Consider the following 25,609-nt stretch of genomic DNA (forward strand, 5'->3'; position numbering starts at 1 on the left):
CAAGAATGTGGCGCGTCTTGTGACAAGTGCGCAACTTTTTGTGTCGTGCGATCTGCTGTCCGCTATATGCTGCGTTGCGGCAATGCATGTGCCGCATCATCCCCGCATATGCTGACCTTCCGGATCGAAAAGCGGCTGCGTGATCAGCCGCGCCGGGCGCATCTCGCCCAGGATCTCGATTTCCGCGGTCAAGCCGGCGCGGACTTTCTCTCGGGGGATCAAAGCCATAGCGATCGACTTTCGCGCGAAATGCGAATAGCCGCCGGAGGTGCAGAACCCCTGTACTTCGCTGTCGATCCAGACCGGTTCGTAAGCGTTCACATCCGTATCCAGGGCGTCGATCTCAAAGACCGCAAGGACCCGATGCGGCGGTGCGGCGCGCTCGGCTTCGGCGGCGGCGCGACCGATGAAATCCCCCTTGGACCACTGGATGAACCGATCCAGGCCGGTTTCCGCGCAAGTGTAGTCGGGTGAGAACTCGCGTCCCCAGGAGCCAAAGAACTTGTCCAGGCGCAAGCTCATCATCGCGCGCATACCAAACGGTTTCATGCCCTTCGGCGCGCCGGCGGCCCAGAGCGTGGCCCACAGTTGTCGTTGTGCCATCGGATCGCAGTAGATCTCAAAGCCCAGATCGCCTGTATAAGAGACGCGCTGCACGAGGCAGTCTGTCATGCCCACGACCATGCGTCGAACGTCCATGAAACGCATGTCGCTGATGTCGGTACGGGTGCAGGCCTGAAGGATCTCGCGTGCAAGCGGCCCGGCCACCTGGAATCCGGTGGATTTGTCGCTGATGTTCTCGATGCTTACGCCGTCTTCCTGATGTTGCAGGAACCAGCGCATGTGATAGGCCTGCGCGCCATAGGAGGCGGTCAGGCGGAACTCGGTTTCGGACAGGCAGGCGACGGTGAAATCGCCGATGATCCGGCCGGCGGGCGACAGCATGGGCGTCAGGGACATGCGGCCCGGCGCGGGGATGCGGCCCGCCATGATCCGGTCCAGCCAGGCGCGGGCATTGGGCCCGGTTACGCGGTACTTGCCGAAGTTCTGGACCTCGTTGATGCCCGCCGCCTCGCGCACGGCAAGGACCTCGCGCGCGGTGGCCTCCCAGGCGTTTGAACGGCGGAATGACGGCGTTTCATAGCGCGGTTCCCCCTCGGCGGCGAAGTAGTTGACCACCTCCAGCCCGTATTGCGCGCCCCAGACCGCGCCCATGCGATCGAAGATGTCATACATCGGCGTCGTGCGGTTGGGCCGCGCAGCGGGCAGTTCCTCGTTTGGATAGCTGACCGAAAAGCGTTTCTGATAGTTTTCAATAACTTTCGGCAGGGTGTAGCCGGGTGAGATCCAGTCGCCAAAGCGTGCCACGTCCATCGCGCCGGTGTCGCGTTCGCATTCGCCATGCACCATCCATTGCGCCAGCATCAGCCCCACGCCGCCGCCCTGGCTGAAGCCTGCCATCACGCCGCAGGCTGACCAATAGCCGCGCAGCCCGGGGATCGGCCCCACCAGCGGGTTGCCGTCGGGCGCAAAGGTAAAGGGCCCGTGGATCACGGATTTTACCCCGGCGCGTTCCAAAACGGGAAAGCGTTTGTACGCGAATTCAATGCTTTGCTCGATCTTGTCAAAGTCATCCGGCAAGAGTTCGTGACCGAATTCCCAGGGGGTGCCGTCCACTGCCCAGGGGCGGCAGGGCTGTTCGTAGAAACCGATGCACAGCCCGCGCCCTTCCTGCCGCAGGTAGCTTTCCCCGGCCGGGTCCATGACATGCGGGTGTTCTGCGTCGCGCTCATAGATTTCCGGCGTTTCCTCGGTCACGAGGTACTGGTGTTCCATCGGATGCAGCGGCAGGTAGACACCGGCCATTGCGCCCACCTCGCGGGCCCAGAGACCGGCGGCGTTGACGACATGTTCGGTATGAATGGTGCCTTTGTCAGTGACAACATCCCAAGTGCCATCCGCACGAGGATTGGTCTCCAACACCTTGGTATGAAGATGGATTTCGGCCCCGCCCATGCGCGCGGCCCTGGCATAGGCATGGGTCGTGCCGGAAGGATCGAGGTGCCCGTCCAACGGATCGTAGAGCGCCCCGATTACGCCGTCGAGGTTCACGATGGGGGCGAGTTTCGCGATCTCTTCCGGCCCGACGATCTCGGTTTCCAGGCCCATGTAACGATGCTTGGCGCGTTCCGCGAGCAGCATGTCAAAACGGTCGCGGTTGTCGGCCAGGGTGATGCCGCCGACGTGGTGCAGCCCGCACGACATGCCCGTCAGCTCTTCGAGTTCCTTGTAGAGGCGGATGGTGTACCCCTGCAGCGCGGCCATGTTGGTATCGCCGTTCAGCGTGTGAAAACCGCCCGCCGCATGCCATGTGCTGCCGCTGGTCAGGTCGGATCGTTCCAGCAGCATCACGTCCGACCAGCCCAGCTTGGTCAGGTGGTAGAGCACGGAACAGCCGACGACTCCGCCTCCGATCACGACGACTCGGGTTGTGGTTTTCATGATCTGCCTCCATTCGGTACGGGCCGCCGAAGCGGCCACCTGTCATGCGTATTTGACGAAAGAAGAAGCGCGAGGCGTTGTGAACGGGCGACGAAATCTGTCGCAAACGGGCATTTTTTGTACGTGTTTGCCGGGCAGGGTGACGGGCAGATTTGCGGAGTGACCCATGCGCAGCGAAGCCCAAGCCGTCGTCATCGGAGGCGGCGTGATCGGATGTTCGATCCTTTACCACCTGACAAAACTCGGATGGCGGGATGTTGTCCTGCTTGAACGCGACGAGTTGACGTCGGGTTCCACCTGGCACGCGGCGGCCAATATCCACGGGCTGCACGACAGCACCAACATCAGCCGCCTGCAGCACTATACCATGACCCTGTACAAGGACCTGGAGGCGGAAACCGGCCAGAGCTGCGGTGTATTCCAGCCCGGCAGCCTGTACCTTGCGCAGACGGTCGAGCGGGAGCACCAGCTGCGCCTGCAGGCGGCCAAGGCCAAGCTCTACGGCATGAACTTCTACGAAATTACCCGGGACGAGGCTGAGCGCCTGCACCCGCTGGTCGATTTCACCGGCATCCGTTGCATCATGTATGAACCCGATGGCGGCAACGTGGACCCGTCCGGTGTGACGGCGGCATACGCGGCTGGGGCACGGCAACGGGGGGCGGAAATCCATCGATTCACGCCTGTCATGGCGACGGAACAGCAGCCGGACGGGTCTTGGATCGTGCGGACGCCCAAGGGCGACATCGCAACCCCCTGGGTGGTGAACGCCGCCGGGCTCTGGGGGCGCGAGGTGGCGGCGCTGGCGGGGTTGAAGCTGCCGCTGCAACCGACCGAGCACCAGTATTTCGTGACCGAAACCATCGCCGAGATCGACGGGATGGACCGGCGCCTGCCCTCGGTCGCGGACCGGGACGGCGAGTATTACCTGCGCCAGGAAGGCAAGGGCCTGCTGATCGGCGCCTATGAACGCGACGTGCGTCTTTGGGCCGAGGACGGCACGCCGCTGGACTTTGCGCATGATCTCTTCCCGGATGATCTGGAACGCATCGAAGACAACATGATGCGCGCCATCGACCGGGTGCCGGCGGTGGGCATGGCGGGGATCAAGAGGGTCATCAACGGGCCGATGATCTGGTCGCCGGATTCCAACGTGCTGATGGGGCCGGTGCCGGAACTGAAGGGCTATTTCTGCTGCAATGGCATCATCCCCGGTTTCTCGCAGTCCGGCGGCATGGGGCTGATGGCGGCGCAATGGATCGTCGAAGGCGAGATGCAGTACGACATGTTCGCCTGGGACATGGCACGCTTTGGCGACTGGGCGGATGAGACATTCACCAAGGCGCGGGTCATGAACCAGTACGCGCACCGCTTTGCCATCCACTTCCCCGGAGAGGAACGCGATGCCGGGCGTCCGGTGCGTGTACGTCCGGTCTACGAGATGCAAAAGGCGATGGGGGCCAGGTTCGGGCTCAACTACGGCTGGGAACATCCCGCATACTTCGACGCCGACCAGCCCGACACGCCCGGCTTCACCCGGCAGGGATGGTGGGAAAGCGTGGGTCGCGAGGCGCGGATGCTGCGTGACACCGGCGGCATCATCGATATCTCGAACTTTGCCAAGTACCGCGTCAGCGGTGCGGGCGCCGAGGACTGGCTGAACGCGCTGTTTGCCAACCGGATGCCGCGCAGGGTGGGGCGCTCCTGCCTGACGCCGCTGATCGGCAAGCGCGGCGGGATTGCCGGGGATTTCACCGTCACCCGCCTGGGCGAAGAGGAATTCTGGGTGATCGGCTCGGGTATGGCCGAGCGTTATCACCAGCGTTTCTTCGCGGATGTGCCCTTGCCCGAGGGGACGACTTGCACGTCGATGACCAAGGCCATGTGCGGCTTCAACGTGGCCGGGCCGCGTTCGCGCGAGATGCTGGGGCGGTTGACCAACGCCTCGCTCGCCACCGAGGACTGGCCCTTCATGGCCTCGCAATGGATCGAGCTGGCCGGTGTGCGGGTGCTGGCGCTGCGGGTCTCCTTTACCGGTGATCTTGGCTGGGAACTCCATTGTGCCGAGGACGACCAGGCGCAGCTCTATGAGGCACTTCTGAAGGAAGGCGAAAACCTGGGGATCGGCCCGGTCGGCAGCCGTGCGCTGATGAGCCTCAGGATCGAAAAGGGCTATGGCTCGTGGGGCCGCGAGTATTCGCCCGAGTATTGGCCGCAGGAAGTGGGGCTGGCGCGGCTGTGCAAGCTGGACAAAGCGTTCCTGAACAAGCAGGCGCTGGTGGAGGTGATCGACAAGCCGGCGCGCGAGGAACTGGTGATCCTTGCGCTGGACGAGGAGGCGGTAACGGCCTCCAACGCCGATGCCACGGGCGGAGAGCCAATCTTTCGCGACGGGCAGGGCATCGGGCGCGTGACCTCGGGCGGCTATGGCTACTCGGTGGGGCGCAGCCTGGCGCTTGGCTACGTCAAGGCGGGCACGGCGGCGCCGGGTGACAGGGTCGAGGTCATGGTGCTGGGCCGCCCGCACGGGGCGGAAATCCTGGCAGAGCCGCCGTTCGACCCTTCCGGAGAGCGCCTGCGCGCCTGACCCTATTGCATCGCGGGCCAGCCGATGCTGGTCCGCAGGGCCGCGCATTTGTCGGTGCAATCCGCGCTGCACCGGCGTGCGCGCCCGTCATGGGTGAAATAATCGCATTTTCCCAAGGTGCCGTCCGGCTCGCAGAAAACGACCATTGCGCTGCCGTCGTCGCCTTGCAGGCGGTATTTGGCGATGGCGCTGGCGGAATGATAGCCGCAGTCCGAGCCGCTCTGCCTCGGGCCGTGGATATCGTGGATCTGGTCGAGGTGATGTCCGCCGTCCTGTGTGAAATAGGCAGAGACCCCGCTTTCCTTGCCAGCCGCGTAGCGGACCTGTGACTTGATCGGACCGGCGGCCTGTCCGCCGTTGGGACTGGCGAAATAGCTGCACGAGAGATAATCCCGGTCATCGCCTGGCGGGATGCGGTGGGTCAGAACCTGTCCTGTCAGGTCGGGGTTGCGGGCCGGGCAATTGGCGCCGTCCGGCTGGGGGGCGACCGTGCCCGCCGTGGCGGACAGCCGCCGGTCCAGGGCGGCGATCTGGTCATTCAGAAAATCGATCTTGGCCCCGATCCGTTGCCGCATCAGCGCCGAGCTTTGCTGAATCCTGTGCACCAAGGCCGCGATCTCGTCCCGGAACTCGGGGCTGGCGATGTCATTGGTGGTGCCGACCTCGAAGAGGATCAGCGTGATTTCCACTGTCAGATCATCCTTGGTCAGGATGCGGGGTGGCCCGCTGGGTGTCAGGGATGGCAGGATGAAGTGCTCCGGGTTCTTGAGCATCTCGCCGTAACGGTTGCGCTCTGCCGTCAGCTTGTCCCTTTCGACGGCCAGAAGCTTGTCGCGCGCCGCCTTGTTGTCGGCCAGCTTGTCCTTTTGTGCCTTGATCCGCTCATCCAGCCGCAGGGAATTCCGGTTCAAATCGGCCTGTTCGGCGACCAGTTCTTTTTCGCGCTGAACGCGGACGTTGTACTGTTGGAACAACTGGTGAATGTCGGAACAGGGCGGGTCGCAGTCATCGACCGTGCCGTTCCGCAACCGCTCCAGCGCGGTGCGTTCCGCCAGCAGCGCTCGCATCTTGTTGTTCAGATCGCGCGAGTTCTGGTTGAAGGCGCGCATCCGCTTGAGCGCTTCGATCTCTGCCGTCAGGTTGCGAATTGCGGTGTCATTTGCTTGCCAGGGTTGAATCCATGCTTTCCAAATGCGCCATTTGAAGGCTCGGATTGCTGTCAACTCGCTTTCAACCTTGTCGCTGCGGGTAATGATCTGGCCGACCTGCTGGCGCAACTGGGCGATGGTGGCCTCGATCTGGGTGTCGGTATCCGCGCGCGGCGGGGTGGCGGCCAAAAAAGTGACCAGGGCCAGGACCATCAGGTGTATCAGGCTGTGCCGTTTCATCCGTGACGCTCCGTCATTGGTCCGACCGCGTGAAAGCGCAGGGCGTCACCGGTTCGACAAAGCGCAGGACCAGTCCCCCGGCATCCGGATCGTGGGCGACCAGAAGGGTCACGGGGTAATCGTCGAGCATGTCCGCGACCCGGCCAGAGGCATCTGTTCGCGTGATCCGGGCCGCGTATTGCCGGGCGAAGGACAGGTAGGCGTCAGGCTGTCCCGGAAGGGTCTTGCCTGCGCGGGTGCGGTCTGCCCGGGCGGTCACGCGGGTGGTGAGGATGCTGCCATTGTCCGGGTCGGTCCACAGGCTTTGTCCGTCAAAGCCAGCGTCGCCTATCGTAAAGGTGATGGAAACGCCGCTGCACCCTGTTCCCTGGCCCGTCCATTTGCCTGCGAGGGCTGTATCGGGGAAGACGCTGACGGCGCGTGCGGCGGGAAGGGGCGAGGGCACCTCCATCGCCTCGGGGCCCGGTGCGGGCGTGCCGCGCAACAGATCCGTCAGGTCTGCCGGGCGGTTGCTCTCCGGCGCGGGTGAGGCGGGGCCGTCCTTGAGAAGGGTGTTGATATCCAGCCCCTGCACAAGGTGCAGCGTCTCCGGGGGATCTGCCTCTGCCCCGCCGACCGCCACGGCCAAGGCAAACCATGCTGCCAGGTACTGCGGGCGAAGCTTTTTCATCGCGGCGTCCTCCCGGCCCGGCGAGGGCGGGACACCCCGCGCACGCTGGCCATGAGGACAAGGTATCAGGCAGGACAGCGCGGGCCTTGAGCCAAATCAAGATCGCCTCTGCGGCTGTCTAGGCGGTCCCGGAGACCAGCGGACGGACCTTGAGCTTGGTGATCCGGTTGTTTTCCCGCGCCATGACCTCGAAGCGGAAGCCGTGAAAGCTGAAGACCTGGCCCACGGTGGGGATCATCTGCGCCTCGTGGATCACGAGGCCTGCGACGGTGTTGGCCTCGTCGTCGGGCAGCGACCAGTCGGTGGCGCGGTTGAAATCGCGGATCGTCATGGCCCCGTCGATCCAATAGTGGCCATCCTCGGCGCGGCGGATCGGGTGTTCGGCGTCGGGGTCGAATTCATCGGTGATCTCGCCGACGATTTCCTCGAGGATGTCCTCGAGCGTGATCAACCCCTGCAGGCTGCCGTATTCGTCGACGACCAGCGCGAAATGCGTGCGGCGGCGCAGGAACTGGCGCATCTGGTCGTCGAGCGAGGTGGTGTCGGGGACGAAATAGGGCTTCATCGCGATGTCGGTGATATTGAAACCCGCGATGGCGCCTGCCATCGTCTGGTCCTCGTCCACCAGTTTGTACATGGCGCGCAAGAGATCCTTGGCGTGGATGACGCCGATGATGTTCTCGGGGTCGTCGCGGAAGACCGGCAGGCGGGTGTGGCTGCTTTCCAGGCATTGTTCCAGGATTTCCTGCGGCCGCGCGTTGGCGTCGATCATCTCGATCTTTGAACGGTGCAGCATGATCTCCTCGACCGTGCGATCGCTCAGGTCCAACGCGCCCAGGATGCGGTCGCGGTCTTCCTTTTCTACCACGCCTTCGGAATGGCCCAGTTGCAGGGCACCGGCGATTTCCTCGCGCACGGCGAGGATGTGGCTGTCTGGATCGGTGCGCACGCCGACGATGCGCAGCAATGCCCGCACCAGCACGCGAACGGCCGACACCACGGGCGCAAACAGCCGCACAACCAGCGCGATGGGGGCCGACACGCGCGAGGCGGCGGTTTCGGGGTTGGTGATGGCATAGGTCTTGGGCAGGACCTCGGCGAAGATCAGCACCAGGAGGGTCATGACCAGCGTGGCGTACACGACGCCGCCCTCGCCGAAGGCCTGGGTGAAAATGCTGGTGGCCAGCGCCGTGGCCAGGATGTTGACCAGGTTGTTGCCCAACAGGACCGAGCCGATCAGCCTTTCGTTGTCCTCGGTGATGCCGAGCGCGCGCAGGGCCCCGGAATTGCCCTTGTCGGCGGCTGCGCGCAGCTTGCCCCGCGAAGCGGCGGTGAGGGCGGTTTCGGAGCCGGAAAAGAAGGCCGACAGCATGATGAGGGCCAAAATCGCGGCAGAGGAGATCCAGAAAGCGGCGTCGAAAGAGCCGGTCGATGCGTCCATGTAAGCGGTCCTTTGGGTTTGATCCGGTTATGGGGGCGCGGCAGGACGGGATCAAGGGGGCGGCGGGACGGGACTGTTTGCGGCCTTGCCGCAAAGACGCCCGCCCACCGACCCCTCTGGACAGGCTGTGCCTGTTTGTTGCTTCCGGAGACACCAGGGAACAAGCATCGCCTGTTGCCCTGCACCCTCCCTCGCTTTTTGAGGGCCTGAGCCAGCGCACGGGGCTTTGAAAGGGCAAGCCGCGCGGGGCGCGGGCCTGCGGCCCCTTGCAAAGCCCCGCGCCCCGGCCCTGATCGGCCTCAAGCGATGGAGGGCTCCTGGGAACAGGCTGCGCGCCGGTTCGCCGTGAGTGCGATCTGTCCGGCCGGCGCCCCGTTGTCGCCGGGCGCGGTATCAGTCGTCTTTTGCAAGCGGATGGTGATCCAGCACCAGGTCGCGCAGGCGTTCTTCGAGCACATGTGTGTAGATTTCGGTCGTGGCCACGTCGGCGTGGCCTAGCAGGGTCTGGATGGCGCGCAGGTCGGCGCCATTGGCCAGGAGATGCGTGGCGAAGGCATGGCGCAGGGTATGGGGCGTGACTTTATCCGGCGAGACGCCGGCCTCGACCGCGAAATCCTTGATCAACATGTAGAAGGCGTGTCGGGTCAGGTGACCCGCCTTGCCCCTGGATGGAAAGAGAAAGCTTGAGGCCGGTTTGCCCCGGGCCTTCGCGCTGTCCTCCTGCGCTTCGCGGGTGGCGAGCCAGTCGGCCAGTGCCGTCCGGGCCGGGGGAGAGAGCGGAACCATGCGTTCCTTGCCGCCCTTGCCGCGGATCAGCAACATCCTCGGATCGCCCCGCGCCGCGGCCAGCGGCAAGGAGACAAGCTCGCTGACCCGCATGCCCGTCGCATAGAGTACCTGCATCAGGCAGGCGTTCCGGCTGCGGTCGGCGGCACTGCGTCCATGTGCCTGCGCGGCCTCCAGCAGGCGGTCGACCTCGTCGACCGAGAGCGTCTTGGGCAGGCGCTTGTCGCGGCCCGGGCCGGCGATCTGCAGTGCCGGGTTGTCCTGGCGCAGCCCTTCCTCGAAGGCGAAACGGTAAAGCTGTTTCACGGCGGACAGACGGCGCGCGCGGGTGCCTTTGGACAGGCCCTGAGCGTCGCAATGCACGAGGTATGCCGTGATGTCGTCCTCTGACGCGCTGGCGAAATCCTTGCCCGCGTCCGTCAGCCAGTCCTGGACATGCGCCAGGTCGCGGTCATAGGCGGCAAGGGTATTGGCGGCCGCCCCGCGTTCGGCGGCCAGCGCCTCTAGGAACAGCGGCACCCAGCGCGCCGGCGTCATCGGCGGGCCCGTTCGGCATCGAGGATCATCAGTTCCAGCGCCGAGCGCCGGGCGAGTTCCTCCAGCCCCAGGCTGCGGAAGGCGGCAATGGCATCGGTCAGATCCTGTCCGTTGCCCGCCGCGCCGGAGGCAAAAAGCACCATCGCGCGCAGGATGACCTCACCCAGGCGACCCTCGGCCAGCTGCGATCGGAGCGTGCGGGGCATGGCCGCGCCGGAGAATCCCGCGGCCACGGCCTGTGCATGGGGCAGGTCGGCCATTTCCGCCGGGGCCAGGCCCCGGGCAATGGCGGTCAGGAAACGGGTCTCGCGGCTGCCGTCGGTCAATTCCAGCGCCAGCGCCTCGTAGGCGGGCGACAGGAAACCCGCGCGGCGAGCAAGACCGGCGGCACGTCCGTCCATCGAGATTTCCGACAGGCGTTCGCCGTAAAGCTCTGCAAAAGGCACCAGAAGGCGGCCCGACGCCATTTGCGGCCAGACCCGTTCCAGTTCTTGCGCGATCGCGCCGGGCGTCCCCCGGTTCAGGGCCCGTTCGAAATCCTGCAAGGCATCGACCCGGTCCCAGACGCCGCCCGAGGCGGCGGGCTGGCGCAGGGTGTAGATGCCGAGCAGCCGGTTGGCGGGCAGGCTGCCGGCCCGTGCGAGCCGTTCGGCGGCCTGAATCTGGGCGCGCCAGCCATTGTCTCCGCCTAGGTCGAGGACCGCGAAGGGCAGGGGCAGGGGCGCGGTGGGCAGCGGCTCTCCCAGCGCTTCGAACAGTCGGAATTCCAAGGGGGTCGGGCGCACGGGCGGGAGGAGCGGTGCATCACTGGCCAGTTCGGGATCCAGGAACCGGGTCAGCAGCTCTGCCCGGCGTCCGCGGATGTCGCCAAGGGTCTGCGCGCTTTGCAGGACCAGCGCCGCACGGCGCCAATCGCCGTCGCGGGCGGTGCAGAAAATCCGCAGGGACAGGTCGTCACTCAGTCTTGGCTGCGCCGAGAGTGCCCGGCAGACCGGGGCGGATTCGCCCAGCAGCAATGCCAGGTCGGACCAGATCGAGAAGAGATGCGGGTCCTGCACCCCGGTGATGTCGAGCAATGCCAGCGCCTCTTCGACAAGGCCCTGGTCTTCGAGCCAGGTGAGGCGCGCGGTCAGATGGGCCAGGTCGCGATCGTCCGCCGGCGGATCGGCTTCGGCCAGCATCATCACCCGCATGTGCGCCCGCAGCGCGGGAACCGGCAAGTCCAGCGCGCGGATCAACCCTTCGAGCGTTGCCGGATCCGACCCGCGCCACATATCCGTGGTCAGACCGGTCAGGCGCGGTGACAACAGCCCCGCGGCCCCGGGATTGGGCGCCGAAAGCGGGGCTTCGTCGACCCGGGGCGGATTGGCGCTTTGTGCGACCGGGGCATCCTGGGCCGCCACCGTTCCGGCCAGAAAGAGCGCGGCGCAAAACGCCAGCGGCAGGCTGTGGCCCGGTTCAACCGTCATCGAGTTGCACCGGCAACCGGCGCTCGGACTGGGGCGGGCTGAAATCCGCTCCGAAGAAGGGTCCGACATAGGCATAGGCGACAAGCGCCAGCGCCCCCAGGACCAGCAGATAGAATAGCCATTTGATCAACCGCCCCATTAGGTCGCGCCCCCTGCCTCGTCTTTTTTCAACTTATACCTAGCCTTTTTGTCGCGATCACGTCATTCACGCAACAGGTTAAGCGATGGGCGAGGGATGGCCGAAGGCACGGTTCACAAGGGTTTGATCCTGCACAAGACAATTGTCTTCGTGGGCATGATGGGGGCAGGCAAGACGGCGGTGGGCCGGACGCTGGCGGCACAGCTTGGCGTCATGTTCCGCGATTCGGATCACGAGATCGAGGAAGCCGCCAACATGACCATCGCAGAGATTTTCGCCCGCGATGGCGAACCCTTTTTTCGACGCAAGGAAAGCCAGGTGATCGAGCGCCTGCTGGAAGGCAAGCCCGGCGTCCTGTCGACCGGCGGCGGGGCCTTTTTGTCCGCAGACAACCGCCAGATGATCTCGCGCATGGGGGTCTCTGTCTGGTTGGATGCGGACCTGGATCTGTTGTGGGAAAGGGTGCGCCACAAGGACACCCGACCGCTGCTGCGCACGCCAGATCCCAAGGGCACGTTGCGGCAACTCTACGAGGCAAGGGTGCCGGTCTATGCGCAGGCCGATGTGGCGGTGCCTTCGGCACCGGGCCTGTCGCTGGACCAGATGGCAAAGCGGGTCAAGGCCGCGCTGGTAGACAACCGGCCGGACGTGCTGGAGAAGGTGGAATGATCGAGACGGTGAATGTCCCGTTGCCGGGACGCGAATACGAGGTGCGCATCGGCGCCGGTCTGCTGTCGCGGGCCGGGGCAGAGATCGCGCCGCTGCTGAAACGCCCGCGCGTGGCCATTGTCAGCGACGAAAATGTCGCCGCGTCGCATCTGGCCACGCTGGAGGCGGCGCTGGCCGCCGAAGGTATAGAAAGCGTGGCCCTGACCCTGCCGCCGGGCGAGTCGACGAAAGGCTGGCCGCAGTTCACCCGTACCGTCGAATGGCTGCTGGAACAGAAGGTCGAACGGCGCGACATCGTGGTGGCCCTGGGCGGTGGCGTGATCGGTGACCTCGTGGGTTTTGCCGCCGCGGTCCTGCGCCGGGGGGTCCGTTTCGTGCAGATCCCGACCAGCCTTCTGGCGCAGGTCGACAGTTCGGTGGGCGGCAAGACCGGCATCAACGCGCCCCAGGGCAAGAACCTGATCGGGGCCTTTCACCAGCCCGTGCTGGTTCTGGCGGACATCGGCGTCCTCGAGACCCTGACACCGCGCGATTTCCTGGCCGGCTATGGCGAGGTGGTGAAATACGGGCTGCTGGGCGATGCGGCGTTCTTTGACTGGCTGGAGACCAACGGCGCCAAGGTCGCCGGGGGTGATCGTGACGCGCGGGCCTATGCGGTGCAACGCTCGGTCGAGATGAAGGCCGAGATCGTCTTGCGCGACGAGACGGAACAGGGCGACCGGGCGCTGTTGAACCTTGGCCATACCTTCTGTCACGCGCTGGAGGCGGCAACGGGCTATTCCGACCGCCTGTTGCACGGCGAGGGTGTGGCGATTGGCTGTGCGCTGGCTTTTGAGCTGTCGGCGCGGCTTGGCCTCTGTTCGCAGGAAGATCCCAGCCGGGTCCGCGCGCTGCTGAAGGACAGCGGGATGCGCTGCGACCTGGCCGATATTCCCGGTGACCTGCCGGATGCGGAGGCGCTGCTGGAACTGATGGGGCAGGACAAGAAGGTGGTGGATGGCCAGCTGCGGTTCATCCTGGCACGCGGCATCGGCGAGGCCTTCGTGACCTCCGATGTGCCGCGCGACATGGTTCGCACCTTGCTGGCAGAGCAGCTTTCCGACCGCTGATCCCGGTCACTTTCGGCTGCGCAGCACCATCAGTTCGCCCAGGTTCTCCGAGGTGACATAGCCCACGACGTGCCCGCCGGCGTCTGTTGCCGCGACGGCGGGTGCCTGTTGCAGCGCGTCCATAGCCTTGGCCAGCGGGGCCGACAGGGGCAGGGCCGGGACCTCTTCCATTTCTTCGCCGACGGGATGGGTGTTGTGTCCCTCGGCCATCGCGCGAAACAGGGCCTGCCGGGTCAGGAACCCGGCCAGCCGCCCATCGGCATGCAGGACGGGAAACTCATGCTGCGTGGTGCGGATCAGGGTCTGGGCGGCGACATGCATCGGGTCCGAGGGCGACAGGCTTTCGAAGCTGGTGATGACCGCGTCGCGCAGGTGCAGGCCCTCGGCCAGGTCGCGGCTTTCGACGTCCCGCGCCTCGGCCTGGGCGGCGACAAAGACGAAGAGCGCGATCAACAGCAGGATCAGGTTGCCCGAGGTCAGCCCGACGAAGCCGAAGAGAAAGGCCGCGATCTGTCCGGCTGTCGCGGCGACGCGGGTGGCGCGCACCCGGTCCATGCTCATCGACAGGGCCGCCCGCAGCACGCGCCCGCCATCCATCGGGAAGGCCGGGATCAGGTTGAAGACCGCCAGGAAGAGGTTCACCGCCGCCAGCCGGCCCAGTAAATCCTGCGGGTTCGTCGGATCGGCCAGGGCTTCCATCTCTGTCGAGGCGCCAAAGACGATCAATAGGCCCCAGATGACCACGTTCACCGCCGGACCGGCCAGGGCCACCGCGATCTCATGTGCCGGGTTCTCGGGCATCCTTTCCATCCGGGCCATGCCGCCGATGGGCAACAGCGTGATGTCCGGTGTCTTGATGCCATAACGCCGTGCCATCAGCGCGTGGCCGTATTCATGCGCCACGACACAGCCGAACAGCGCCAGGATGAACAGCGTGTTGTCCAGCGCCGCCGCTGGGCCGCTTTCCGCCCAGGCGGCGGCAGCCACCCAGGCCAGCAGCAGGAAAAAGGTCGCGTGCACGCGCAGTTCGGACCCGAGAAGGTGGCCAAGGCGGAAGGTCCAGGTCATGTCGTCTCCTGTCGGACAGTTTGTTGCGCCAGAGATAAGACCTGATCCGGTGGGGCGCTACCGTGCGCAACGTCACGCCCAAAACGAAACGGCGCCTGCCGCTGGGGCAGGCGCCGTTCGAATGTCCGGCCAGGTCTGGCAAGGCCGACCGACCGGCCGACCATGCACATCAGAACGGGATTTCGTCGTCGATGTCGCGCGCGGGCGCCCGGGACGGACCCGAACCGCCGCCAGAGCCGCCACCCGATCCACCGCCGTAACCCGGATCGTCGTAGCCGCCGCGGTCGTCGTAGCCACCGCCACCACCACCGTAGCCGCCACCCGATCCGCCGCCAAAGCCACCGCCGCCGCCTTCGCTGCGGCTGTCGAGAAGGGTCAGTTCACCGCGGTAGGGGCGCAGCACGACCTCTGTCGAATAGCGGTCCTGACCGTTCTGGTCCTGCCATTTACGGGTTTCCAGCTGGCCCTCGATATAGACCTTGGACCCTTTGCGCAGGTATTGCTCGGCGATGCGGGCGAGAGGTTCCGAAAAGATGGCAACCGAGTGCCATTCGGTCCGCTCGCGGCGCTCGCCGGTGTTGCGATCCTTCCAGTTTTCCGAGGTGGCGATGCGCAGGTTGCAGACCTTGCCGCCGTTCTGGAAGGTGCGCGTCTCGGGATCTCTCCCGAGGTTGCCCACCAGGATCACCTTGTTCACGGAACCGGCCATGTATCTCCCCTTCGAATCTCATCGGCGCTGATCCGCCGAGACTACACCCATCATGGAACCACGCGAAAGGTGCGCCCCGGCGGCACTGGCGAAATCGCCGAAAATGCGTATAGTCGCAACCGTAAGTTTTGATTTAGGGGGATAGTGGCATGTTGCGCGCGGGTTTTCGCACGGCCGGATTGGGGCTGGCCCTGGGGGTCATGGCAGGAGGCGCATGGGCCGACGTCCTGTCAACCAAGAACCGATCTCACATCTTTTCCAGTCAGACCAAGGTGCTCGATAACCGCGCGGCGCAGCAGTACAAAAGCTCTATCCGGCTGCAGCCGCCAAAGGTGGTCACGCCCACCAAGTGGGGTCCGGATACCGATGGCGATTTGCCCGTCTACCGCGGGCGCTACAACGGGGAATATGCTCAGATGGCGCGCGTGGCCGCGCGCAAGCACGGCATCCCCGAAGACCTGTTCCTGCGGCTTGTGAACCAGGAATCCCGGTTCAATCCCAAGGCAAAGTCGCACAAGGGCGCAATCGGGCTGGCCCAGCTGATGCCGGATACCGCGCGGCGCCTGGGGGTCGATCCGCATGACCCGGCGCAGAACCTCGAAGGCGGAGCGCGCTACCTCAAGCAGCAGTTCCAGAAGTTCGGCAGCTGGCGCCTGGCGCTTGCGGCCTACAATGCCGGTCCCGGTGCCGTGACCAAGCACAAGGGTGTGCCGCCGTATCGAGAGACCCGCAACTACGTCAAAATCATTCTCGGGGGCTGACGCGGGCTCAAACCGGGCCGAAGCCGGCGCGGCTTAAACCTTGGTTATGCCTTTGCTGCCAGACTGCATTCCGTCGTCGCTCTGATCGCGGGAACGGTGGAATGGGGAATCATCACTTGTGGTGGATCTTGAACGCGGGGCGCCGGGGCGCTGCGCTGATATGTCTTGTCCTGTCTTTGCTGGCCAGTGCCTCTGCGGTCGTGGCCCAGGGGTGCCAGGTGCCCGGAGAGTTGATGGGCGTCGCCCGCACGCTTGCGGTTCTGCCGGCGGATCGCTCCGATCTGCCGCCGGCCATGACGGCCCGGTTGGGGGCACAGCTGGACAGCCTGTCAGAGGCGCGAATCCTCGACGCCCTGACCGACAGCGGGATGGACAGTGTCGCCCCCGTTGCCATCAACGTCCTGGCCGAGGCCGAGCGGTTGGCAAATGGGGGCCAATACAATCCGGCCCGCCTGTCGGCCCTGTTGCGCGACCTTGACCAGCAGACCACGCTGGCCTGTGTGACATCCGGGACGTCGATCTTTCAGCGCATGCAAAGCGGGCGCGACGGCGGTGTCTTTTCCAAGGCCAGCGGCGCCTGGTCTGAGATCGAGCGTCGCGCGCAGGAAGAAAAGCTGTTTGCCGCCGGTGCGGTCGTCGTTCTGATGGTCGGGTTCATTTCCTTGCTGGTGCTGATCGACACCGGGTATCGCTGGATCATGGCGTTGCTTTACAACCGCAAGGCCTGTCGCATCGCCGCCGACCTCGAGGTGGGGGGCAAACTGGTCGAGGGGCTGGTGATCACCCTGGGCAAGGGCGGGTGCCGCTTTCATCCGCTCAGCGCCAAGGCCTTTGACGCCGTCCTGCCCCAGTTGCGCGGTTCGGGGCCGGTCAGGCTCCGGATCGAGGGCGAGGAATTGCAGGTGCAGGGCAGTGGCATACACGAGCTCTATACCGATTTTCTGTTCCTGCGCCCGATCACGCTGAAACAGCAGCGCGATCTGCTCGAACACTCGTCGATCTCTCCCTACCATATCCGCAAGGCGCGCGATGGCGGAGAACGCGAGGCGAGACGCCTGGTCGGCTAGGGTACTCTGACTACCCTGGTCGCGCGGCCTGGCAAGGAGCCTGCGCCGGGCCACCTGGCCCGGCGCAGGGCAGGATCATTCCGCCGCGATCTTGATGACCGGTTCCATCGCGTCAAACTCGCTGTCCGCGAGGTGGCACTTGATCTGGTGACCATCGGCCATCACGCGCACCGGCGGCACTTCCTTGTCGCACAGCCCGCCGGGAACCTTGTCCTTCCAGCGGCAGCGCGTCTGGAACGGACAGCCAGGGGGCGGATTCATCGCCGAGGGAATGTCGCCTTCCAGCACGATATGGGTCTTTTCCACATGCGTGTCGGCGATCGGCACCGCCGACAGCAGCGCCTCGGTGTAGGGGTGATAAGGCGGCGAGAAGACCTGATCGGTCGTGCCCAGCTCGACCACATGACCAAGGTACATCACCATGACCCGGTCGCTGAGATAGCGCACGATCGACAGGTCGTGGCTGATGAACAGAAGCGTCGTCTTCTGCTCGCGCTGGATCTCCATCAGCAGGTCCGTGACCGCCGCCTGAACCGACACGTCCAGCGCCGAGACGGGCTCGTCCGCCACGACGATCCGCGCACCGCCGGCAAAGGCCCGCGCGATCCCGACCCGCTGTTTCTGACCGCCCGACAGCTGGCGCGGCATCCGTTCGGCAAAGGCGCGCGGCAGCTTCACCAGGTCCAGCAGACGCAGCATCTCCTGCCGGCGGTCCTCGTCGGAATTACCGTGTTCGAAGATCTCCAGCGCCCGCATGATCTGCCGCCCCACCGTCATCGAGGGGTTGAGCGTATCGAAGGGGTTCTGGAACACCATCTGCACGTCCGCCACGGTCTGCGTGTCGCGCCGTTCGATGGGCGTGCTTTCGATGTTGCGGTTGTCCAGAAGGATCTGTCCGTCCGTGGCCGTTTCCAGCCCCATCAGCACCTTGGCAAAGGTCGACTTGCCGCAGCCGGATTCGCCGACGATGGCCAGCGTCTCGGATTCGCGCGCCTCGAAACTCAGGGTCTCGTTGGCCTTGACCACCTTCTTTTCGCCGGAACTGCCGAACAGCGCGTTGGCGGCCACCTCGTAGTATTTCTTGAGGTTGTCCATCTTGAGCACGACCTTGCCCGGTTCCGCCTTCTCGTTGGTCGATGTGCTGACCAGCGGTGCGTTCCAGTCGATTTCCTGGAACTTCAGGCAGCGTGAGCGGTGCCGGTCGTCCCCGGGGACGTCCTCCATCGGAATCCGGTCCATCGCGTCGCAGCGCCCGGCCTCGAAATAATCGCAGCGGGGACCAAAGTTGCAGCCCGGCGGGCGTTCATGCGGCAGGGGAAAGTTGCCCGGGATCGCCACCAGCGGGCGCGCGTTCTTGTCCGCGCCGGGCAGGGGGATTGAGCGGAACAGCGCCTGCGTGTAGGGGTGCTGCATCTTGTCGAAGACGTCCTCGATGCTTCCGGTCTCGACCGCTTCGCCGGAATACATCACGCAGATCCGGTCGCAGGTCTCCAGCACCAGGCCCAGGTTGTGCGAGATGAACAGCATCGAAGTACCGTATTTCTCGCCCAGTTCCTTGACCAGCTGCACAACCGCGGCCTCGACGGTCACGTCCAGCGCCGTGGTCGGCTCGTCCAGGATCAGGAGTGCCGGTTCCGCCATCAGGGCCAGCGCGATCACGATCCGCTGCTGCTGTCCGCCCGACAACTGGTGCGGATAGCTGTCGAGGATGCGCTTGGGGTCGGGCAGCTTGACGTCCGTGACCACCTGCAGGGCGCGCTCGTAGGCCTCTTCCTTGCTGACGCCCTTGTGGATCATGGGCACTTCCATGAGCTGCTTGGCGATTTTCATCGCCGGGTTCAGGCTGGCCATCGGCTCCTGGTAGATCATCGCGATCTCCGAGCCGCGGATGTGGCGCAGCTCTTCCTGGCTCATCTCGTTCAGGTTGCGGCCCTTGAACTTGATCGAACCGCCGACGATGCGGCCGTTCTTGCCAAGGTCCTGCATCACCCCCAGCGCCACGGTAGACTTGCCGCAGCCGGACTCGCCCACGAGGCCTACCGCCTCACCCGGCCTGACCCGGACCGAGAAATCCATCACCGCCGGAATCTCGCGCAGCCGGGTGAAGAAGGAAATCGAAAGGTCGTCGATCTCTAGGATCGGCCCGTCGTAATCGTCTGTCATGTCACTCTCCCTGTCGGAGGGACCGAGAAACCTCCTTGGTTTCTTCTTGGTCCAAATACACCCGGGGGTCTGGGGGCGGAGCCCCCAGCCTTTCCTTCCATTAATCCCGCAGGGATTCCTCGCGCAGCCCGTCTGCCAGCAGGTTCAATCCCAGAACCAGGCTCAGCAGCGCCAGCGCCGGCGGCAGGGCCGGGTGCAGGTAGATCGAGAGCAGCTTGCGCCCCTCGTTGATCGTCGAGCCCCAGTCCGGGCTTTCCGGCGGCAGGCCAAGCCCGAAGAAACCCAGCGTTCCCAGCAGGATCGTCGTGTAGCCGATGCGCAGGCAGAAATCGACGATCAGCGGCCCGCGCGCGTTGGGCAGGATCTCCCACAGCATGATGTACCAGGGACGCTCGCCCCGGGTCTGCGCCGCGGCGACATAGTCGCGCGTCTTGATGTCCATCGTCAGGCCCCGCACGATGCGGAACACCGTGGGCGAGTTCACGAAGACCACCGAGACGAAGACCACCAGCACACCGCCGGGCACGTCGAAGAAATCGAACGGCCAGAAGGTGATCCGCGAGGCGGTCGGGTCCGGGTTGTTGATCACGGACATGTAGACCAGGAACATCGGGACCAGGATGACTGCCAGCCAGATGTAATCCTTTTGCGGCTGGGTGCGGTAGCGCGAGTGGATCAGCACGCCCGCAAAGATCAGCGGAAAGAGGAACAGCACCACCGCCATGAACTGCGGCAGGCCCGTCGCCACGATTTCCGGTGTCACCAGCAGGTAGAACAGCAGGATGACCGGGAAGGCGAGGATCAGGTTGGCGAAAAAGCTCAGCGCCGTGTCCAGGCGACCGCCGTAGTAACCGGCGGGCAGGCCCAGCGTGATCCCAACCATGAAGGCAAAGAGCGTGGCCAGCGGTGCAATGGCGATCACGATGGTCGACCCCGCCACGACGCGACTGAAGATGTCGCGCGCAAGGTTGTCGCCGCCAAAGAGATACCACTGAAAGTCGCCGTCCTCGGCGCCGCGCAGGGGGGTGCCGGGCACCTTGTTCTTCATGCCGGAGACCTGGCTCAGCGGGTCATGCGTGGCGATCATGTCGAAGGCGCCGTAGAAGAATGCCGTGTAGACCCAGAACATCACCAGGCCAAAGCCGATCATCCCGATCATCGAGTCGAAGAGCTTGCCATAGAGACCGAGGCTGCGCTTGAACTGGATCGAGACGACGAAGGTCAGGACCAGGGCGATCCAGACGGGAACGAACTGTCGGCTGATGCCGCCGATGATCCCGGCGCCTGTGCCCATCGCGGCGCCTGCCACGATATAGGCCAGCACCACCAGCAAGAGCGCCAGCCCCAGCCAGGTCACCAGCTTCGCGGACAGGCCCCAGATACCGCCGGTGGCGATGATCGTGCCGTCCGGGTTGGTCTGGATGCCGGTGTCCGGCTCGAAGAAGGACAGGATGATCTTGGCCACGAGGGCGACCGCGAAAACGGGCACCAGGATGGTCAAGATTGGGTTAAGGACGGGCCCGAGGCCGCCGGTCCATGTCAAGGGATCCATTCTTGCCTCCTCAGGTCACGCTGATCCGCGGGTTCAGGTAGACATAGCCGATGTCGGAGATCAGCTGCGTCACCAGGACCACGAAGACCGAAACCACCGAGATCGCCAGCAGCATCTCGATGTCGTTGTTGCCCGCCGCGCGGACCAGCTCCCAGCCGACGCCCTTGTACTGGAACAGGGTCTCGACGATCACGACGCCGTTCAACAGCCAGGGGAACTGCAGCATGATCACGGTAAAGGGCGCGATCAGCGCGTTGCGCAGGGCGTGTTTCATCACGATGTTGCCGAAACTCACGCCCTTGAGGCGCGCGGTGCGGATGTATTGCGCGGTCATGACCTCGGCCATCGAGGCGCGCGTCATCCGTGCGATGTAGCCCATGCCGTAAAGCGCGATGGTCAGCACCGGCAGAAAGAAGTTCTCGAAGTTCGGGTTTTCCATCGCGCTGGTGGCCGTGCCCTTGAACCACTTCAGGCCCACTGCTGACGAGGTGAAGATCGCGATGAAGAGGACGCCCGAGACGTATTCCGGCGTCGCCGTGGTGGTGATCGAAAAGGTAGACAGCGTACGGTCCAGGGCCGATCCCTCGCGCATCCCGGCCAGCACGCCGACGATCAGGGCCGACGGGATCATCAGCAGCATCACGCAGAGCATCAGGAACCCGGTGTTCCCCATCCGCGTGCCCAGCGCCTCGGTCACGGGGGCCTTGGACACCGTGGACCATCCCCAATGCCCCTGCAGGACGCCGCAGAAGGTCGGAGCCTCTGCCGGATCGCTGCCGGGCAGGATGCAGCGGCCACGCTGGTTCCCGTCCCGGTCGACCCGCGTCCACCCCGGGTAAACACCTAGCCATTCCGCGTAGTTGCGGAAGATGCGGGGATCAAAGCCGGTGTTGACCTGTTCCGAGGCTTCCGCCTGGGTGATGCGGCCCGCGTTCAGATCGGCCAGTAACTGGTCGTCCAGCGGCGACCGATAGCCATTGTTGGACAGCCAGGTGGCGACCTCGATGTCGGTCATCCGGAAGTTGCCTTCGGATTTCGCGAGTTTTTCCAGATTTGGATAGAGGTTCGTCATCACGAAGACGATGAACGTCAGGCAAAAAGCGGTCATTAGCATGACCCCCACGCGCCTGAGGATGAAAAGACCCATTGGTGCCCCCGTTGGTGGCTTTGGACCGGTAGTTCTCCGGCCTCTTTTGGCTGCTGGATCCGCTGGTGTCGCGCGGACCGGGACGAAAATGGGCCGCGCGATCCTCTCGCGCGGCCCGCCTGGGCGTCAGCCGTCAGGCCGTAATGCCGAACTTGTAAAGCTGCGGCAGGTCGGCGATGTGCTTGTCCACACCCACCAGGTTGTCCCGGTGGTGGCGCATCGCGGTCCGCCAGTACGGCTGGATGGTCACGCCTTCTTCGATCATGATCGCCTGCAGCTTGCTCATCACCTCGCGGCGCTTGTCGGCATCGGCGATCGAGTTCGCCTCGGCCAACAGGGCGTCGAATTCGGCGTTGGCAAAGCCGCTCTCGTTCCAGGCCGCGCCCGAGGTATAGGCCAGGGCCAGAACCTGCGTGCCCAGCGGGCGGTGGTTCCAGTTGGTCGACGAGAACGGGTATTTCGTCCAGTCGTTCCAGAAGGTCGACCCGGGCAGGACCGTATGGCGGGCCTTGATGCCGGCATCGTTGAGCTGGGCAACCACGGCGGCCGTGGTGTTGCGGCGCCAGTCGTCGTCGATGGACTGCACTTCGTGCTCGAAGTCCTCCATGCCCGCTTCCTTGATGAGCTCCAGCGCGCGCGCCGGATCATGCGGAATGCGGGTGACGGAGGCATCGTGCTCGGGGTGCATCGGTCCGACGTGGCAGTTGTCGGCGTGGATGCCATACCCTGCCATGCCCAGTTCCAGGCAGACGTTGTTGTCGACCGCCATCGCCAGGGCCTGGCGCACGCGCTTGTCGCCGTAGATCTTGTTGCCGTCTGCATCCTCGGCCAGCTGGTTCGGACGGATGCAGATGGTAAAGCCCGAGGGGATTTCCGAGCGGGTCAGGCCGATGCTGTCGAAGATGTCGACGAATTCGCCGACAGACTCCCAGTTCATGTCGATCTCTTCGGCCTCGAAGGCGGCGATGAAGGCCGCCGGGTCCTGACCGTAGTCGATGAACTCGATCCGGTCGATATAGCCGCCCTTGCCGGCGGCGTAACCCCACCAGTCGTGATCCTCGTTGCGCACCAGCACGCCCTTGACGCCGACCTCATGGCTTTCCGGCAGCATGAAGCCGGTGCCGATCGGGTTGGCCAGCATGTTGTTGGCATCATGGCTCGAATGCACGATCGCCGCCGGGTAGTCGGCAAAGCCGGGGATGATGGTGATGTCGGGCGCCGAGCAGCGCAGCTTGACTGTGTGGCTGTCGACCACCTCGATGGCGCCATCGGCGGCCTTCTTGGTCTCGGGGTCGATCAGCGAGCCCATACGTGCGGCCATCGAGTTGCCTTCGACCTCGCTTTCGCACCACATCGCGATGTTGCGGGCCACGTCCTCGGCGGTGAAATCGTCGCCGTTGTTCCACTTCACGCCCTGGCGGACGTTCAGGGTGTATTCGGTCGCGTCCTCGTTGGCTTCCCAGCTTGCCAGCAGCATGGGTTCGAACGAACCGTCATTGTTGTACTCGACGAGATACTCCAGCCAGCCCGAGGTGAAAGTCGCGATCTGGGTCCAGTCGTAGGTGCGCGGATCCTTGAGCGCGCGAACCTCCATCTGGTAGCGGATCGTGCCACCCTGCTGCGCATGGGCCGCTGCCTGCGCAGGCTGCTGCAGCCCGCCCAATGCGTAGGCGGCCGCAGAGGTCAGGCCCAGCGCGGTGGTGCGCGCCATGAACTCGCGGCGGTCCAGAAGGCCCTGCTTGAACTCCTTGGCGTACATCTTCGCAGCCGGGTGTACCCGCTGCAGGTTGTCCATCGATGTCATATTTTTCTCCCTGTGACTTTTCTATGTTCAGCCGGGGGGTCCGGTTGGTCGGCCTTTGTCGTTGGGGGAAGTCCCGTGTTCCCCGGCGTCCTGGCCCCACGCTGCACGTCATTGCGCACGAGAAGGCTTGCCTAGTCAACGCCCGCTATCGTCCTTTTGGAGTCGAAAACCGACATGAGGCTTATTCAAAAGCGACACGGCCCTCAGTGCAAGTCACGACCCCGGGACCCCGAGTCGAAAGCCGCGCGCTCAGGCCCGGACCGCGGGACGCCGGGTTGCGGCCCGCAGGGCCGAGGGCGTTTGGCCCGTATGGCTCTGGATGAAGCGGGTGAAATAGGCCGGCGAGGCAAAGCCAAGGGACCGCGCCACCTCCTTGACCGCGGGAGTCGGGCTTTCCAGGGCCAGGCGCGCGGCGTGCAGCTTGCGCTCGGTCAGGATGTCGGCGGCGGTCTTGCCGCAGCACCCCCGGCAGACCCGGCTGAGATGGGTCGGCGTGACGTCCAGTGCCTCTGCGTACTGGCCCATGACCTTGGGGTCGCGGAACTCGCGTGTCACGGACTGGGCATAGCGCCGGACCAGCCGCTGCGCGGCGCTTTCGGGTGGTATGTCCGTGGCGCCGGCCTGCACCTGTCGATGCAGCCAGACGGCGATCAGCCCGACATGCGCGGCCAGCGCCTCTTGCAGCATCGGACGCTTCTGGCTGTTTTCCCGGTTCATCGCGTCGATGGTGCCGGTCAGTTCCGCCTGTGAGAGGCTGTCGCGTACCCGCAGCAGCAGGGGGGCATGCGGCATGTAGGGGCTGAGCCCCGCAGGGCTCTGGACGAACAGTGCCTGAGTCCCTTGCTGCATCTCTATGGAAAACAGCGTGCCAGCGGGCAGGAACAACGCGTTGTTGGTCGAGATGCCGCGCAGAATACCGTTGACGATGACCCGTCCCTGTCCGCGTGTCACCCAGAGCAGCATATCCTCTGGCCGGTCGTGCAGGAGCGTGAATTTCCAGGGCGCGCCCTGCACCTCCAGCGCGTAGGACCCGCTGCGCACTTCGCCCTTGGAACGCGGCGGCGCGGGTGGCATGGGCTTGTTCAGGAAGCCGGGCCGCGACATCAGGCCAGGTCCCTTGCCGACAGGCTGTGCCAGTGTCCCATGCGAGCGCGAAACCATGTTCTTTGGCGCTTGGCGAATTGCCGGGTGAGGATGGTGGCGCGTTCCTTGGCCGCTGCCAGCGTCATGTCCCCGTCGAGATACGCCATGAGTTCCGCCGCGCCGATGGCCTTGGCCGAGGGGCGGTCGGGGCTCCACCCGGGGCGGTTGGCGCGCGCCTCGTCCAGCGCTCCTGCGTCGATCATCTGGTCAAATCGGCGCGCGATGCGCGGTGTCAGCCAATCCTTCGGGGCCTCCACGACGAAGGCATTGGCCTGGTCGAGCGGCAGCAGGGGCGGCGGCGTTTCTGCCTGCCAGTCGGCCAACCCGCGTCCGGTGGCGCGCAGCACCTCCCAGGCGCGGGCCACGCGCGCGGGATTGTCGAGGTCGATCCGCGCGGCGGTTCGCTCGTCCAGATCCGCGATCATGGCCTGCAGGCCCCGGTCCGCCAGCATGGCCTCGCCTTCGGCCCTGACTTGCGGCGGGGTCGGCGGGATTTCTGCCAGCCCTTCGGTGAGCGCGGTCAGGTACAGCCCAGTGCCGCCGGTGAAAATCGGCCGTTCGGGAGCGTTCAGAAAAGTAGCCGCCTCTCGCAGCCATTCGCCCACGCTATAGGCATGATCGCCGGGGACGTGGCCATATAGTGCGTGCGGCGCGCGGGCCTCGTCCTCGGCCGAGGGGCGTGCGGTCAGTACCCGCCAGTCCGAAAACACCTGGATCGCGTCGGCATTGACGATGATTCCGCCCTGACGTTCGGCAATGGCCAGGGCCAGCGCTGACTTTCCGCTGGCGGTCGGACCGGCGATCAGCACAGGGCGATCCGGCACGCAGGCCGCGAGGCATGCCTCGATTGCCGATTTGTCACGCATTGGGTTGCCTGTCCCGGTCCTGCCCGGCAGTG

General features: G+C 65.0%; 20 protein-coding genes. 5 read left to right on the forward strand and 15 right to left on the reverse strand.

Features of this window, described 5'->3' with window-relative positions; genetic code table 11:
- Positions 1–96: 96 nt before the first annotated feature.
- Positions 97–2,502 carry a GcvT family protein gene (locus BLQ71_RS01515; RefSeq protein WP_074620468.1) on the reverse strand — a complete coding sequence of 802 codons (2,406 nt, stop codon included), beginning with the start codon at positions 2,500–2,502 and terminating at the stop codon, positions 97–99.
- 166 nt (positions 2,503–2,668) lie between these two features.
- On the opposite strand from BLQ71_RS01515, the gene BLQ71_RS01520 reads away from it, so the two are divergent.
- On the forward strand, positions 2,669–5,089 hold the full coding sequence (locus BLQ71_RS01520; RefSeq protein WP_074620469.1) for a GcvT family protein: 2,421 nt from the start codon (positions 2,669–2,671) through the stop codon (positions 5,087–5,089).
- Positions 5,090–5,091: 2 nt separating this feature from the next.
- On the opposite strand, the gene BLQ71_RS01525 is transcribed toward BLQ71_RS01520, so the two are convergent.
- From BLQ71_RS01525 to BLQ71_RS26245, 6 genes are all read right to left on the reverse strand, one after another.
- Complete coding sequence (locus tag BLQ71_RS01525) at positions 5,092–6,477, reverse strand: coiled-coil domain-containing protein (protein ID WP_074620470.1); 1,386 nt, start codon at positions 6,475–6,477, stop codon at positions 5,092–5,094.
- 13 nt (positions 6,478–6,490) lie between these two features.
- Positions 6,491–7,147 (reverse strand): hypothetical protein, encoded by a 657-nt coding sequence (locus BLQ71_RS01530; protein ID WP_074620471.1) that lies wholly within the window; start codon positions 7,145–7,147, stop codon positions 6,491–6,493.
- A 118-nt stretch (positions 7,148–7,265) separates the two neighbouring features.
- Positions 7,266–8,588 carry an HlyC/CorC family transporter gene (locus BLQ71_RS01535; RefSeq protein WP_043139339.1) on the reverse strand — a complete coding sequence of 441 codons (1,323 nt, stop codon included), beginning with the start codon at positions 8,586–8,588 and terminating at the stop codon, positions 7,266–7,268.
- 393 nt (positions 8,589–8,981) lie between these two features.
- Positions 8,982–9,911, reverse strand: coding sequence for a site-specific tyrosine recombinase XerD (locus BLQ71_RS01540; protein ID WP_074620472.1), 930 nt, complete (start codon positions 9,909–9,911; stop codon positions 8,982–8,984).
- A complete protein-coding gene (locus tag BLQ71_RS01545) occupies positions 9,908–11,380 on the reverse strand; it encodes a hypothetical protein (RefSeq protein WP_074620473.1) in 1,473 nt (490 codons plus the stop codon). Before BLQ71_RS01545 ends, BLQ71_RS01540 begins: the two co-directional genes overlap by 4 nt.
- A complete protein-coding gene (locus tag BLQ71_RS26245; protein WP_162846261.1) occupies positions 11,370–11,519 on the reverse strand; it encodes a hypothetical protein in 150 nt (49 codons plus the stop codon). The genes BLQ71_RS01545 and BLQ71_RS26245 overlap by 11 nt, the downstream gene beginning before the upstream one ends.
- A gap of 96 nt (positions 11,520–11,615) precedes the next feature.
- Here BLQ71_RS26245 and BLQ71_RS01550 point away from each other — a divergent pair, with 96 nt between their 5' ends.
- Complete coding sequence (locus tag BLQ71_RS01550; protein ID WP_074620474.1) at positions 11,616–12,188, forward strand: shikimate kinase; 573 nt, start codon at positions 11,616–11,618, stop codon at positions 12,186–12,188.
- Complete coding sequence (aroB, locus tag BLQ71_RS01555) at positions 12,185–13,297, forward strand: 3-dehydroquinate synthase (RefSeq protein ID WP_074620475.1); 1,113 nt, start codon at positions 12,185–12,187, stop codon at positions 13,295–13,297. The genes BLQ71_RS01550 and aroB overlap by 4 nt, the downstream gene beginning before the upstream one ends.
- Positions 13,298–13,303: 6 nt before the next feature.
- On the opposite strand, the gene BLQ71_RS01560 is transcribed toward aroB, so the two are convergent.
- Positions 13,304–14,365 (reverse strand): site-2 protease family protein, encoded by a 1,062-nt coding sequence (locus BLQ71_RS01560; protein ID WP_074620476.1) that lies wholly within the window; start codon positions 14,363–14,365, stop codon positions 13,304–13,306.
- Positions 14,366–14,534: 169 nt separating this feature from the next.
- Positions 14,535–15,074 (reverse strand): single-stranded DNA-binding protein, encoded by a 540-nt coding sequence (gene ssb / locus BLQ71_RS01565; RefSeq protein WP_074620477.1) that lies wholly within the window; start codon positions 15,072–15,074, stop codon positions 14,535–14,537.
- 200 nt (positions 15,075–15,274) lie between these two features.
- On the opposite strand from ssb, the gene BLQ71_RS01570 reads away from it, so the two are divergent.
- Together BLQ71_RS01570 and BLQ71_RS01575 are read left to right on the forward strand one after the other, a co-directional pair.
- Positions 15,275–15,835 carry a lytic transglycosylase domain-containing protein gene (locus BLQ71_RS01570; RefSeq protein ID WP_043139433.1) on the forward strand — a complete coding sequence of 187 codons (561 nt, stop codon included), beginning with the start codon at positions 15,275–15,277 and terminating at the stop codon, positions 15,833–15,835.
- Between the two features lie 116 nt (positions 15,836–15,951).
- On the forward strand, positions 15,952–16,902 hold the full coding sequence (locus BLQ71_RS01575) for a hypothetical protein (RefSeq protein WP_133065639.1): 951 nt from the start codon (positions 15,952–15,954) through the stop codon (positions 16,900–16,902).
- A 75-nt stretch (positions 16,903–16,977) separates the two neighbouring features.
- Here BLQ71_RS01575 and BLQ71_RS01580 read toward each other — a convergent pair whose 3' ends face one another.
- From BLQ71_RS01580 to miaA, 6 genes are all read right to left on the reverse strand, one after another.
- Positions 16,978–19,065, reverse strand: coding sequence for a dipeptide ABC transporter ATP-binding protein (locus BLQ71_RS01580; RefSeq protein WP_074620479.1), 2,088 nt, complete (start codon positions 19,063–19,065; stop codon positions 16,978–16,980).
- Positions 19,066–19,165: 100 nt separating this feature from the next.
- The gene (locus tag BLQ71_RS01585) at positions 19,166–20,617 is read right to left on the reverse strand and encodes an ABC transporter permease (RefSeq protein WP_069211393.1); all 1,452 of its coding nucleotides are present in this window, start codon (positions 20,615–20,617) and stop codon (positions 19,166–19,168) included.
- A 10-nt stretch (positions 20,618–20,627) separates the two neighbouring features.
- A complete protein-coding gene (locus BLQ71_RS01590) occupies positions 20,628–21,764 on the reverse strand; it encodes an ABC transporter permease (protein WP_069211392.1) in 1,137 nt (378 codons plus the stop codon).
- Positions 21,765–21,897: 133 nt separating this feature from the next.
- Positions 21,898–23,568, reverse strand: coding sequence for an ABC transporter substrate-binding protein (locus BLQ71_RS01595; protein WP_074620480.1), 1,671 nt, complete (start codon positions 23,566–23,568; stop codon positions 21,898–21,900).
- Positions 23,569–23,817: 249 nt separating this feature from the next.
- Entirely contained in the window at positions 23,818–24,672 is an 855-nt protein-coding gene (locus BLQ71_RS01600) for a helix-turn-helix transcriptional regulator (RefSeq protein WP_083342115.1), read from the reverse strand.
- Complete coding sequence (miaA, locus tag BLQ71_RS01605) at positions 24,672–25,577, reverse strand: tRNA (adenosine(37)-N6)-dimethylallyltransferase MiaA (protein ID WP_074620481.1); 906 nt, start codon at positions 25,575–25,577, stop codon at positions 24,672–24,674. Before miaA ends, BLQ71_RS01600 begins: the two co-directional genes overlap by 1 nt.
- Positions 25,578–25,609: the final 32 nt, after the last annotated feature.

The sequence above is a fragment of the Antarctobacter albus genome, assembly GCF_900101505.1.
GTDB lineage: Bacteria > Pseudomonadota > Alphaproteobacteria > Rhodobacterales > Rhodobacteraceae > Antarctobacter > Antarctobacter albus.

What these genes read in the sequence shown, in the direction of transcription:
- aroB (WP_074620475.1), top strand. Translation starts at nt 12,185, where the DNA reads ATGATCGAGACGGTGAATGTCCCGTTGCCGGGACGCGAATACGAGGTG.
- BLQ71_RS01550 (WP_074620474.1), top strand. Translation starts at nt 11,616, where the DNA reads ATGGCCGAAGGCACGGTTCACAAGGGTTTGATCCTGCACAAGACAATT.
- BLQ71_RS01520 (WP_074620469.1), top strand. Translation starts at nt 2,669, where the DNA reads ATGCGCAGCGAAGCCCAAGCCGTCGTCATCGGAGGCGGCGTGATCGGA.
- BLQ71_RS26245 (WP_162846261.1), bottom strand. Translation starts at nt 11,519, where the DNA reads ATGGGGCGGTTGATCAAATGGCTATTCTATCTGCTGGTCCTGGGGGCG.
- ssb (WP_074620477.1), bottom strand. Translation starts at nt 15,074, where the DNA reads ATGGCCGGTTCCGTGAACAAGGTGATCCTGGTGGGCAACCTCGGGAGA.
- BLQ71_RS01585 (WP_069211393.1), bottom strand. Translation starts at nt 20,617, where the DNA reads ATGGATCCCTTGACATGGACCGGCGGCCTCGGGCCCGTCCTTAACCCA.
- BLQ71_RS01570 (WP_043139433.1), top strand. Translation starts at nt 15,275, where the DNA reads ATGGCAGGAGGCGCATGGGCCGACGTCCTGTCAACCAAGAACCGATCT.
- BLQ71_RS01580 (WP_074620479.1), bottom strand. Translation starts at nt 19,065, where the DNA reads ATGACAGACGATTACGACGGGCCGATCCTAGAGATCGACGACCTTTCG.
- BLQ71_RS01595 (WP_074620480.1), bottom strand. Translation starts at nt 23,568, where the DNA reads ATGACATCGATGGACAACCTGCAGCGGGTACACCCGGCTGCGAAGATG.
- BLQ71_RS01540 (WP_074620472.1), bottom strand. Translation starts at nt 9,911, where the DNA reads ATGACGCCGGCGCGCTGGGTGCCGCTGTTCCTAGAGGCGCTGGCCGCC.
- BLQ71_RS01530 (WP_074620471.1), bottom strand. Translation starts at nt 7,147, where the DNA reads ATGAAAAAGCTTCGCCCGCAGTACCTGGCAGCATGGTTTGCCTTGGCC.
- miaA (WP_074620481.1), bottom strand. Translation starts at nt 25,577, where the DNA reads ATGCGTGACAAATCGGCAATCGAGGCATGCCTCGCGGCCTGCGTGCCG.
- BLQ71_RS01535 (WP_043139339.1), bottom strand. Translation starts at nt 8,588, where the DNA reads ATGGACGCATCGACCGGCTCTTTCGACGCCGCTTTCTGGATCTCCTCT.
- BLQ71_RS01525 (WP_074620470.1), bottom strand. Translation starts at nt 6,477, where the DNA reads ATGAAACGGCACAGCCTGATACACCTGATGGTCCTGGCCCTGGTCACT.
- BLQ71_RS01590 (WP_069211392.1), bottom strand. Translation starts at nt 21,764, where the DNA reads ATGGGTCTTTTCATCCTCAGGCGCGTGGGGGTCATGCTAATGACCGCT.
- BLQ71_RS01545 (WP_074620473.1), bottom strand. Translation starts at nt 11,380, where the DNA reads ATGACGGTTGAACCGGGCCACAGCCTGCCGCTGGCGTTTTGCGCCGCG.
- BLQ71_RS01600 (WP_083342115.1), bottom strand. Translation starts at nt 24,672, where the DNA reads ATGTCGCGGCCCGGCTTCCTGAACAAGCCCATGCCACCCGCGCCGCCG.
- BLQ71_RS01515 (WP_074620468.1), bottom strand. Translation starts at nt 2,502, where the DNA reads ATGAAAACCACAACCCGAGTCGTCGTGATCGGAGGCGGAGTCGTCGGC.
- BLQ71_RS01560 (WP_074620476.1), bottom strand. Translation starts at nt 14,365, where the DNA reads ATGACCTGGACCTTCCGCCTTGGCCACCTTCTCGGGTCCGAACTGCGC.